This is a genomic window from Aquicoccus sp. (assembly GCF_041686535.1).
In the GTDB taxonomy this organism is placed as follows: Bacteria; Pseudomonadota; Alphaproteobacteria; order Rhodobacterales; family Rhodobacteraceae; genus Aquicoccus.
This window is the reverse complement of record NZ_JAWLDS010000097.1, coordinates 1-11,020: the sequence shown is the minus strand read 5'-3', so window position 1 is coordinate 11,020 and position 11,020 is coordinate 1. Positions and strand designations below refer to the sequence as shown.

Here is an 11,020-nt window from a genome sequence, read left to right as displayed (position 1 = left end):
GGGCGTTCCGAACGGCGGCATCCGCCCACCATGTTCGAGCCAGTAATCGCGAACCCAGCCCACCTGCCCATGCCCCATATGCGGGAACCTGTCCCAGAACCCCGCCCGCTCAGGCACCAGCGCGATAGGGCGCGGATCGCCATGAAAGGCGATGATCTTCGCCGTGTCCGGCGGCTCTTTGGGCGGTCGTACAAGATCGAGCCCGATGGGTTGGCGCAGCCAGCGCTTGAAACTGATCACCCACCCCGACGGCCAGAACCCAAGCCCCTCGGCATGGGCACCCACGAAATCCTGCTCGTTGCGAAACCGCGCCATCACGCCCGCCTTGTCGGCCTGAAACGCCGCCAGGATCTGTGGCTGGCTCCCAACATCAAAGGCGAACACCCCGGTGCCCAGCTCGGGCGGGCGCGTGCCTTCGCGCCCCGGTCGCCAACCCGCGCCGACGTCGATGCCGGTAAAGGCGCCCGGATGCTCGAACATCTCGTCAAGCCCGCGCAACACCACCATGTCGAGATCGACAAACAGGCAACGCCCCCGCAGCCCGTGCAGATCGGCCACGTAAAGCGCGAGCTTGGGCCAGACACCCTTGGTATACCATTCGCCCGGCGCCAAGCCGATATCGGGGATCGGGAATGCCTCGATACCGTCCTGAAACCCGTCCGCGTCGTCGGTCAGGCAGACAAAGCGAAAGGGCCCCGAAATCGCCCCCCGGCAGGCATTGTAAAGCACGTTGACGTAATCGGGCGGGAAAAGCGTTCCCCACTTCATGCAGAGCACGATCCGGTCTTCTGCCATGGGGGCGCCTTTCACGTCGGGATCCGTGAATACCTAGACATCCATGCCCATTCTGTCCATACCATCCCCCACTTCGCAACACCGGGAAAGCCATGACCAAACGCCTTCTCTTCGTCACCGGCACCCGCGCCGATTTCGGCAAGATCGAGCCGCTGGCGCTGGCCGCGCGCGACGCGGGCCACGAGGTCGGAATCTTCGTCACCGGCATGCACATGCTCGACCGCTATGGCCTGACCAAGATCGAGGTCCACCGCACCCCGGGCGTGACCGTGCATGAATACCTCAACCAGCGCATCGGCGATCCACAGGACATGGTACTGGCCAAGACCGTGCTGGGCTTTTCCGATTTCGTGGCCGAGCACCGGCCCGACCTGGTGATCGTGCATGGCGACCGGGTCGAGGCGCTGGCCTGTGCGCTGGTCTGCGCCACCAATTACATCCGCTGCGCCCATATCGAGGGCGGCGAGGTCTCGGGCACGATCGACGAGCTTTTCCGCCACTGCAACACCAAGCTCGCCTATTGCCATTTCGTCAGTTCGCAAGCCGCCGCCCGGCGGGTGATGGCGCTGGGCGAGCCTCGCGAGGCGATCCACGTCATCGGCTCCCCCGAGCTCGATTTCCATTCGCGGCCCTCGGGCGTGAGCATCGACGAGGTGAAGGCCCGGTACGAGATCCCGTTCGACGCGTTCGGCATCGCCACGTTCCATCCCGTCACCTCGGAATCCGAGACGATGGGCGCACAGGCACAGGCGTTTTTCGCTGCACTGGAGGCCAGCGGGCGGAATTTCGTCGTCATCCTGCCCAATAACGACCCCGGCTCCGAAGACATCCTCGCGGTCATCAGGCGACTTCCGCCCAAGCGGTTCCGCACCATCCCGTCGATGCGGTTTTCGCATTTCTCCGAGGCCATGAAACACGCCGCCTGCATCGTCGGCAATTCCAGCGCCGGGGTGCGCGAGGCGCCCTTCCTCGGCATCCCCTCGCTCGATATCGGCACGCGTCAGAAGAACCGCGCCAACGGGGCCTCGATCACTTCCTGCGCGGCCGAGGACAGTGCCACCATCCTGCGCTTCCTGGCGCAGGACTGGGGCACGCGCCACCCGCGCGATCCTGAATTCGGCGAAGGCAGCGCGGCAGCGCGTTTTGCCGAGGTGCTGAACGATCCTGCATTCTGGGCCCGCGGCCTGCAAAAGGAATTCCACGATCATGGCTGAACCTCGCGCCCTTGCCAAAAGGGGCGCTGGCGCGCGCAGCTTGCCTTGCGTTCGGGCCACGCAGGCCTTGGGGGCTTTGCCCCCAAACCCCCAGAGTATTTCGGGCAAGATGAAAGGGCCTTGGCTTGGTTGAGGCGCACCCGCCCCGACCTGCCCTGCGCGGCTGGCTGGCACTCACATGGGCGCTTCAGCCGGTCTTGCCGCTCTTGCTCAGGCGGCGGCTCAGGCGTGGCAAGGAAGACGAGGGGCGCTGGCGCGAGAAGCTGGGCCACGCGTCGGCCCCGCGACCCGGGGGGCGGCTTGTCTGGCTTCACGCGGTGGGGCTGGGAGAGGTGCTGGCCCTGCGCGGGCTGATTGCGCGCATGGCCAATCTTGAACCCGATTTGCAGTTCCTGGTGACCTCGAACACGCTCGGCTCGGCCCGGGCATTGGCACGGAACATGCCGCCCCGCACGCTGCACCAATTCGCCCCGCTCGATGCGCCCGGCCCGGCCCGGCGGTTTCTCGATCACTGGCGGCCCGATCTCTCGATCTGGGCCGAGCAGGAGCTTTGGCCGGGGCTGGTGTTTCGCGCCGACAGGGCGGGGATACCGTTGGCGCTGGTCAATGCAAGGATGAACGATGCGGCGCGGGCCCGGCGACAGCAGGTGGGCGCGATCTATCGCGATATCCTGCCGCGCTTCGCGCTGGTCTCGGCGCAGGACGCGCGAAGCGCGGCCAACCTCGCGACGCTGGGTACCCCGATGGTGCGTTGCGACGGTTCGCTCAAGTCGATCGCGCCACCACTGGCCGATGATCCGGCCCAAAGGGCACTGTTGGAGGCCGGTATCGGTGGTCGCCCGCTCTGGCTCGCCGCGTCCACCCATGCCCCGGACGAGGAACTCGTTCTCGCTGCGCAGGAGCGGCTTCTGGCGCGTGCGGCGGAAACGCTCCTGATCCTCGCCCCGCGCCTGCCTGGCCGCGGCGAGGACGTGGCAGCGGCCATTCGCACGCGGGGTTTGAAGCTGGCCCGGCGCAGCGCGGGGGAGGCCATAACATCCGACACGCAGGTTTACCTCGCCGATACGCTGGGCGAGATGGGGCTGTTTTACCGGTCGGCGCCGGTGGCCTTCATCGGTGGCAGCATGGGCGCTGTCGAGGGGCATAATCCGTGGGAGGCCGCCGCCCTGGGCACGGCCATCCTGCACGGGCCGCGCCTTGCAAATTTCGCCGCTGATTACGCCGCGCTTGCGGACGCGCAAGCCGCGCAGTTGGTCGACACGCCCGACACGTTGGCCAAGGCCGTGACCGACCCGGACCGCGCCGCCATGGCCGGGCGCGCCGAGGCCCTGGTCGCCGCCAATATGGACCGGCTCGACGCTTTGTGCCAAAAGCTGGTCGATCTCGTCTGAACAGGCTCTGCCCTTGCCCATTTCACCCTGGACCAAACCGCTCAGGCTTCGCGCCTTTCTCGTGCTCTGGCGCCTGGGCTGGGTCTTGCTCATGCCGGTGATGCTGGCCTATCTCTGGCGACGCGGGCGGCGCGATCCGCTCTATGTCCAGCGGCTGGAGCAACGGTTCGGGCGCCACGCAAGGCGCGGCATTCCGCATGTCTGGGTCCATGCGGTCTCGCTCGGCGAGTTGCGCTCGGCGGTGCCGCTGATCCGCGCGTTTCTGGAGCAGGGCGAACATGTGGTGACCACCCATTTCACCCCCGCGGGCCTGCGCGAAGCGGAAAAGGTCTTTGCCGCCGAGATCGCGGCGGAACGCCTCTCGGCGGTTTACGTGCCGTTCGACTACGGCCTCGCCTTCAGACGCTTCTTTCACGCCTTCCGGCCGAAATTCGGCCTGGTGATGGAGGTCGAGTTCTGGCCCGGCATGATCACCGCGAGCCGCCGCGCGAACGTGCCGCTTTACCTGTGCAACGGGCAGTACCCGGTCCGCAGCTTCGAGCGCGATCGCAAGAAGTTCCTCTCGCCGGCGCTGCTGGTGCCGGGCTTTGCGGGCGTGATGGTGAAATCGGAACTTCAGGCCGAACGGTTCCGCGCTCTCGGGCAGCAAAACGTCGCCGTGACAGGCGAGATGCGCTTTGAACAACCGATCCCACCCGAACAGCTGCGCGCGGCCCGCGCGGCCCGCGCGGCGCTGGCGGGCGACCGGCGGGTGATCACGCTGGCTTCGGTCATCGAGGGCGAGGAGGAGCTCTTTGTCGAAACGGTAAAATCCGTCTCTGACAAGGCATTTTTCGTGTTTGTCCCGCGCGCGCCCGAACGGTTCGACGCGGTGGCCCGAAAGCTCGCCGAGGCGGGGCTTCGCCTTGCCCGCCGTTCCGCGATCCTCGACGATGCGCTGACACTCACCGAAACGCCGCGGATCGACGTGCTGCTGGGCGATTCCCTGGGCGAGATGTATTTCTATCTCGCCATGGGCGACCTTTCGGTGACCGGCGGCGGCTTTCATCCGCGCGGCTCGCATAACATCATCGAGCCACTGGCGCTGGGCAAGCCGGTGATCGTGGGGCCGGAAACCTGGACCATCGAATATCCCGCGACCGAGGCCATCACGGCCGGCGTCGCACGGCAGGTCACGGCGCGGGAATTGCCCGGGGCGGTCCTGTCTGACGCGCTGCCCACGAAAGAAAGAATCGACGCCTTCCTGGCCGATCACGCGGGCGCTGTCGACAAGACCCTCAGGACGCTGGCGGGATGGGGGGTATCGGGTTGATCGCGTCGCCCGATGCCAGCCGTTCGCGCATCAGGAGTTCGACCAACCGGAAATCGAACGGATTGTCGATATCGACCGAGCGTTCGGCGGGCACCACATAGGGGATCACCCGCCCGTCATAGATCGACCTGGCCCGGCGCAGGTAATCGGGCGCCAGCACGTAAACCACGCCCACATGCTCGTAAACCGTCGGCGCCGCCTGCCGCGCCCAGACCCCGCCGGGCAGCGGCTTGGAGACATGCAGCGCGCCGCTTTCATCCGGTTCGACAAGGTTGAAATAGGGGTTCTTGCGCGCCTCGCAGACCGACATAACCATGTCCGGCCGCTCGGCCTCGTAAAGGTCAAGCGCCCCGTCGATATCCTCGGGCAAGCGCAGGGGCAGCGTCGCGTCGAGATCGAGAAATGCCGTCACCGCTCGGCCCAGCGCGGCCTCGGCCGCCTCCAAAGCATGTTGCCAGACCCCCCATTTCGGCGCGCTGTCGGTGGCCAGGTCGTCCGGGCGCAACCCGATATCGAGCGTGCCCATGCCCAGCGCATGATCGCGGATCACCGGATCATCGGTCGATACCACCACCGCCCCCACGCGGGGATTGGCCAAGAGCGGCTCAAGCGACCAGTCAATCAGGGGCTTGCCACACAGCGGCTTGAAATTCTTGCCCGGCACGCCCTTGGACCCCTTGCGCACCCCGATGTGACCCAGAATCATGTCGCTCCCCTCCGGGCCCCGGATGGCCCGCTATTTCCCGACCGCCGCCTTGAACGCATCACGCCCGCGCATCGCCTTGGCATAGGCCAGAAGTTTCTCCTGATCGTGGGTGAATTTCGATGCAAACGCCCAGTTCAGGCAATGGGTCAGGATGATGTCCGGCACGGTCATCTTGTCGCCCATCAGGAACGGGCCTTCCAGGCGCTCGGCGATGTGGGCGGCGTTGCGCTCGAACTCCCAGCGCAGGCTGTCCTTGACCTCGGGCACGCGCCGCTCTTCGGGCAGGATCATGCTGTGCCGCGCCGCCACCCACAGCACCCCGTCGATCTCGTCCAGGATCTGATGGGTCAGCGCGTCCTGCTTCGCCCGCTCCACCGTGCCACAGGGATGGGTCAACGCCTGATGCTTGTCGGCAATATAGGTCATGATCGCGGTCGAATCGGTCAACACCGCGTCGCCATCGCAAAACACCGGGATCTTGCCCGACGGGTTGAGTTCCGCCGCCCGCCCGCTGCGCGGCTTGTCGGGCGTGTGGGTGTATTCCTGCCCCAGCTCCTCCAGAAGCCACATCACCCGGAAGGCCCGGCTCTGTGTGTTCCCGATCACTTCATACATGGTCCGTCCCTCCTCTGTTTTCCCGCGCGAGAGTGCCCCGCTTGTACGCATTCCGCCAGCACGACGGAACGTCATGCGGGGAAAGAGCCCAACGAGAGGGCAGCGCCCGGCCCGGGGTGGGTGCGAAGCGCCCGCCCATGGGGCGGGTCGGGCGCTGCCCGGGCCGCAAGCGACCCGGGCGGGTTGCCTATCCGCCAGATGCGAAACCGATCAAATCCTTGGCAAACTGAAAAAGACGACCGTCATTCGCAAAATGATCAAGGATGAACGGGCCTGACGCTGTAGCGGCGGACATGATCACTCTATCCCCGACTTTTCCGCAATACGCGCCAATCTTCATGAGTGCGGCCAGCAACCCCTTGCCGATACGCAGCAACCGACCCTTGTCGGGTTCTTCTTTCTCCAACTCACCCTGCGCCTCGTCCAGCCCGTCCCAAACAATGGTGATCTGCTGGGCGATCTCGGGCTGTTCATCGACCAACCCCTTGGGGGGATGGTTATGCCCCCTCTGCGCTTCTGACCCACGCCCACCCAACAGCGCCGCCTTCTCAGCCTGCAATTGCGCGACCTCGACCCGAAGCCGGTAAAGCTCCCAGATCTCGCGGATCAGGGGGTTCGCCACTTCTGGCCCCTTGTCCCATGTCTCGGGATCGATAAGGGCAACCCTTTCCAACATCTCCCATGTGCGAGCAGGGTCAGAGAGCATCGTTCGACCTGCAAGAAGCGCGTCGTACCAGTCGATCCAGAATTGCCAGTCTGCGGCGCCTTCAGAATTGGCCACCTGCCACTTGATCGCCGCCCATTGCTCCGCAGACGGGTTCACCCCGTTGGGCCAGAGCGGTGAAGCATTGGGTAACGTCCCGCCCGCCGCCTCTTCCGCATCTGCGCGCACTGCGTTCCAAGCAGCGGCGTCGGTGATTGCTCCGGTAGAGGCGGCGGCAATAGCTTCAGAGACGGTTTGGATGATGGCGCCAATGGCAGGGGAGGCGGCGCCCCTGGCCACCTGTAAATCCTCGGTTGGCATTTTAGCCGCAACCGACAATATCAAAACGCTGCGCAAGAATGGCAACGCTGTCGTATCAGCTTTACCCTCCCAATCTACAGTCAGCACCGCATCCCACCAAACCGGCAGCGACCGCGCGCGATGCGATCCAAGCCGAGACTTGACGCGGCTGGTCTTTAAGCCACTCTTCAAGGCTCTGTTGATCCCTGATATCCTTGATCTCAACCACCTGCCCTGCCCCCGCGCGCCTGTCCAGCTTCACCTCAACGCCGCGCCCTGGCCAGTCCCGCCAGTCGCAGGAAACACCGCTCGACGAGCGCCATGGCGGGGGCGCGCTGTCCGGCGCTGCGCAATGTGAGGTCGGTATCGGTGATCAGCCCCAGCGCGGTTTCGAGCTTGCCCGCCCCCCAGCCCTGCGCCTGCCGCAGCATCCGGTCGCGGCGCGGGCCAAAGATCGGCGGGCGCATCCGCGCGATGCCCTGTGCCGCGCCGCCCGGGTCGCTCGCCGCCGTGTAAAGCGCCTTGAAATGCCGCATCGCCCCGATACTGAGCGTTACCGGCGCCACCCCCTGCGCAGTCAGCCGCTGCATCACCGGGCCGATCTCGCCCATCTGCCCCTCGGCCACAAGGTTGAGCACGTCATCCACCCCCGCCTCGACCGACAGCGGCGCACAGGCGGCCACATCCTCGACGCCCACCGCCCCGGGCTCGCCCAGCCGGTAAAGCGCCAGTTTCTCGATGGTCTGGCGGAAATCCCCCGGCCCCAGCTCGCGCGCCAGCGCGGTCAGCGCGCCCATAGCGTCGGGCGTGACCTCACCCATCCCGGCACGGGCCAGTTCCGCCTCGATCTCGTCACGCCCCGGCGGGTCGTCATAAAGCCCCACCGCATAGGCATTCTTGTGCCCTTCGAAAAGCTTGCGAAGCTTCGAGCGGGCATTGAGCGCCCCCGCCGTCACGATCACCTGCGCGTCGCCCTCGCGCCATTCGCTCAGGCCCGCCGCGATCACGTCCGAGAGCCCGTCGGTCGCATCCTCGACAAAGGCCACACGCGGCCCCGGAAAGAAACCCTGCGCCTTGATCGCATCGAGAAGCATCGCCGGGTCCTTGCGCAGCTCGGCCCCCTGCATACGCGTAAGCCGCATTTCCTCGTCCCCACCCGGACCGATGAGCGCGGCAATCACCTCCTGCCGCCGCAGCGCCACGCGCATTGCATCCGCGCCGAAGATCAACAATCCGGTGCGCCCCGGCTCGGGCCGCGCGAAATAGCCCGCCGCCTGCCGCCCCGACAGTTTCATTCCGGCAAATCCCCCGACGCCGCCATCAGCCGCGTGACGATCTGGTCGCCCAGGATCGTCATCAACCGCTCATGTGCATCGGCCTCGGCCGTCTGGGTGGCGGCGGTCGATCCGGTGGCGGAATAGCCGGTGAACGATTCGACGTTGCCCGATGCCAGTTCCCGGTCGTCCTCCATGTCGCTCAGCATATATCGCACGCGCCCGATCAGGTTGAACCGTGTCGTGATGTTGTCGGCCGCAACCGCCATCCGGTCGCGCTCGATATCGAGTGCCAGCGACAGCCCATAGCGTGGCGCCGCCGCCCGGCCCAGACGGTCCTCGAGATGGCGCACCAGCAGATAGCCGTTCCGGTCCTGCGGCGCGTCGATCAGGACCCGTCCCTGCAACCGCCCCGCCGTGCCGCCCGGCCCATAGGCCGGCGTGAACCCGCACCCGCCAAGCGCCAGCGCGCCCGCAAGAAACGCTCTTCTGTCAGACCACCACATTCACGATCCGCCCCGGCACGACGATCACCTTTTTCGGGCTGCCCCCATCGAGCGCCCTTTGCACAGCATCCGTCGCCAGTGCCAGCTTTTCAACCTCTGCCTTGTCCATGTCCTTGGCTACACTGATTTCCGCACGGCGCTTGCCGTTGATCTGGATCGGCATCGTCACGCTCTCCTCGACCAGCATCGCCTCGTCCGCCCGGGGCCAGGGCGCGTTGATCACCAGCCCCTCACCGCCCAGCATCTCCCAGACGCCTTCCGACAGGTGCGGCGTCATCGGGCTCATCAACTGCGCCAGAACCCGGAGGGCCCCGCGTTTCGCCTCGGCGCCCGCCTGCGATTTCTGGATCGCGTTGGTAAAGGCGTAAAGCCGCGCGATTGCCGCGTTGAAGCCAAAGCTTTCGATACCCATGGTCACGTCATGGATCGCCTTGTGCATCTCGCGCGCAAGCGCCTCGTCCGCGTCCGACCCGGGCGCGTCCGACCCGGCCGCTTCTGCCGCGATCCGCCAGACCCGGCTCAGGTGCTTGAACGCTGCCTCGGCCCCTGATGCGGTCCATTCCACGTCACGCTCCGGCGGGCTGTCCGACAACACGAACCAGCGCGCGGTATCGGCCCCGAAACTCGAGATGATGTTGATCGGATCGACCACGTTCATCTTGGATTTCGACATCTTGGCCGACGGCACGATCTCGACCTCGCGCCCGTCCTCGAGGAATGCCTTGCCGTCGCGCAACTCGACCTCCTCGGGGTAATGATAGATCGGCCGCCCATTGGCATCGCGCGTCTGATAGATCGCATGGGTCACCATCCCTTGCGTGAAGAGCGCATCGAACGGTTCTTTCGACTTCTCGGGCAGGTGGCCACAGATATGCATCGCCCGTGCAAAGAAGCGGCTGTAAAGCAGGTGCAGGATCGCGTGTTCGATCCCGCCGATATACTGGTCGACGTTCATCCAGTATTCGGCCTCTTCCATCACCGTGGGCGTTTCGGCACGCGGCGCGGTAAAGCGCGCGAAATACCACGACGAATCAACGAACGTGTCCATCGTGTCGGTTTCGCGCCGCGCGGGCTTGCCACAGGCGGGGCAGGCGCAATCGCGCCATGTCGGGTGCCGGTCGAGCGGGTTGCCCGGCACGTCGAACGACACGTCATCGGGCAGGCGGATGGGCAGGTTCTCTTTCTTCTCGGGCACCACGCCGCAGGCGTCGCAATGCACCACCGGGATCGGACAGCCCCAGTAACGCTGCCGCGAAAGCCCCCAGTCGCGCAGCCGATACTGGGTGACACCCTTGCCCCAGCCGTGCGCCTCGGCGAAATCAATCGTCGCGTCGATCGCCTCCTGCCCCGTCGCCACGTCGATCCCGGTGAAATGATCGACCCATTTCACCTTCTCGCTCTTGGGCGGCACGAACGCCTCGTTCTCAACCGGCTTCGGATCGTCCAGCGCAAAGAACGTGTCGATCACCGGCAGGTCATACTTGCGACAGAAATCGAGGTCGCGCTGGTCATGCGCGGGCACGCCGAAAATCGCGCCGGTTCCGTAATCCATCAGGATGAAATTGGCGATCCAGACCGGCAATTCCCAATCGGGGTCGAGCGGGTGACGCACCTTGAGCCCCGTGTCATGGCCCAGCTTCTCGGCCTTCTCGATGGCTTCTTCCGTGGTGCCGCCCTTGCGCATCCCGGCCACAGCGCGGGCCACGCCCTCGTCCTTGGCCTCCAACTCGCGGGCCAGCGGGTGATCGGGCGAGATCCCTATGAAAGACGCCCCCATCAACGTGTCGGGCCGGGTCGTGTAAACTTCGATCTCGCCGCCATCCACGCGCTCGAACGAAAACTGCAACCCGCGCGACTTGCCGATCCAGTTCTCCTGCATCACCCGCACCTTGGCGGGCCAGTTCTCAAGCCCCTCCAGCGCATCCAGCAACTCGCCCGAGAAATCGCTGATCTTGAAGAACCATTGCGTCAACTCGCGCCGCTCGACATCCGCGCCCGAGCGCCAGCCCTTGCCGTCGATCACCTGTTCATTGGCCAGAACGGTCATGTCCACCGGATCCCAGTTGACCACCGCCTCCTTGCGATACACCAGCCCCTTGTCGAGAAAATCGAGGAACAGCGCCTGCTGCTGGCCGTAATATTCCGGGTCGCAGGTGGCGAACTCGCGGCTCCAGTCGATGGAAAGGCCCAGCGGCTTCATCTGC

The 11,020-nt window shown here is 65.6% G+C and carries 10 protein-coding genes; 3 read left to right on the top strand and 7 right to left on the bottom strand.

The annotated features are described in order from the left end of the window. Window positions 1-795 (bottom strand): hypothetical protein (locus ACESL9_RS15060; RefSeq protein ID WP_372675098.1); only part of this gene is annotated, 795 nt, incomplete at its 3' end. A 92-nt stretch (window positions 796-887) separates the two neighbouring features. Here ACESL9_RS15060 and neuC point away from each other — a divergent pair. The 3 genes from neuC to ACESL9_RS15045 all read left to right on the top strand — a co-directional run bounded on the left by neuC (window position 888) and on the right by ACESL9_RS15045 (window position 4,712). Then, window positions 888-2,009, top strand: coding sequence for a UDP-N-acetylglucosamine 2-epimerase (gene neuC, locus ACESL9_RS15055; protein WP_372611658.1), 1,122 nt, complete (start codon window positions 888-890; stop codon window positions 2,007-2,009). Window positions 2,010-2,134: 125 nt separating this feature from the next. Then, a complete protein-coding gene (locus ACESL9_RS15050; RefSeq protein WP_372611656.1) occupies window positions 2,135-3,400 on the top strand; it encodes a 3-deoxy-D-manno-octulosonic acid transferase in 1,266 nt (421 codons plus the stop codon). Between the two features lie 13 nt (window positions 3,401-3,413). Next, window positions 3,414-4,712: a 3-deoxy-D-manno-octulosonic acid transferase gene (locus ACESL9_RS15045; protein WP_372611654.1), complete on the top strand. Its 1,299-nt coding sequence runs from the start codon at window positions 3,414-3,416 to the stop codon at window positions 4,710-4,712. Here ACESL9_RS15045 and ACESL9_RS15040 read toward each other — a convergent pair. From ACESL9_RS15040 to leuS, 6 genes are all read right to left on the bottom strand, one after another. Next, a complete protein-coding gene (locus ACESL9_RS15040) occupies window positions 4,678-5,418 on the bottom strand; it encodes a cytidylyltransferase domain-containing protein (RefSeq protein WP_372611652.1) in 741 nt (246 codons plus the stop codon). The genes ACESL9_RS15045 and ACESL9_RS15040 overlap by 35 nt on opposite strands. A gap of 30 nt (window positions 5,419-5,448) precedes the next feature. Continuing rightward, complete coding sequence (locus ACESL9_RS15035; protein WP_372611650.1) at window positions 5,449-6,033, bottom strand: glutathione S-transferase family protein; 585 nt, start codon at window positions 6,031-6,033, stop codon at window positions 5,449-5,451. 187 nt (window positions 6,034-6,220) lie between these two features. After that, window positions 6,221-7,228, bottom strand: a complete 1,008-nt coding sequence (locus ACESL9_RS15030) for a hypothetical protein (protein ID WP_372675097.1) — start codon at window positions 7,226-7,228, stop codon at window positions 6,221-6,223. Window positions 7,229-7,299: 71 nt separating this feature from the next. Continuing rightward, window positions 7,300-8,331 carry a DNA polymerase III subunit delta gene (gene holA / locus ACESL9_RS15025; RefSeq protein ID WP_372611646.1) on the bottom strand — a complete coding sequence of 344 codons (1,032 nt, stop codon included), beginning with the start codon at window positions 8,329-8,331 and terminating at the stop codon, window positions 7,300-7,302. Continuing rightward, window positions 8,328-8,816 carry an LPS assembly lipoprotein LptE gene (lptE, locus tag ACESL9_RS15020; protein ID WP_372611644.1) on the bottom strand — a complete coding sequence of 163 codons (489 nt, stop codon included), beginning with the start codon at window positions 8,814-8,816 and terminating at the stop codon, window positions 8,328-8,330. Before lptE ends, holA begins: the two co-directional genes overlap by 4 nt. Further along, on the bottom strand, window positions 8,803-11,020 hold a 2,218-nt coding region (gene leuS / locus ACESL9_RS15015; protein WP_372675096.1), incomplete at its 5' end, for a leucine--tRNA ligase. The genes lptE and leuS, both read right to left, overlap by 14 nt.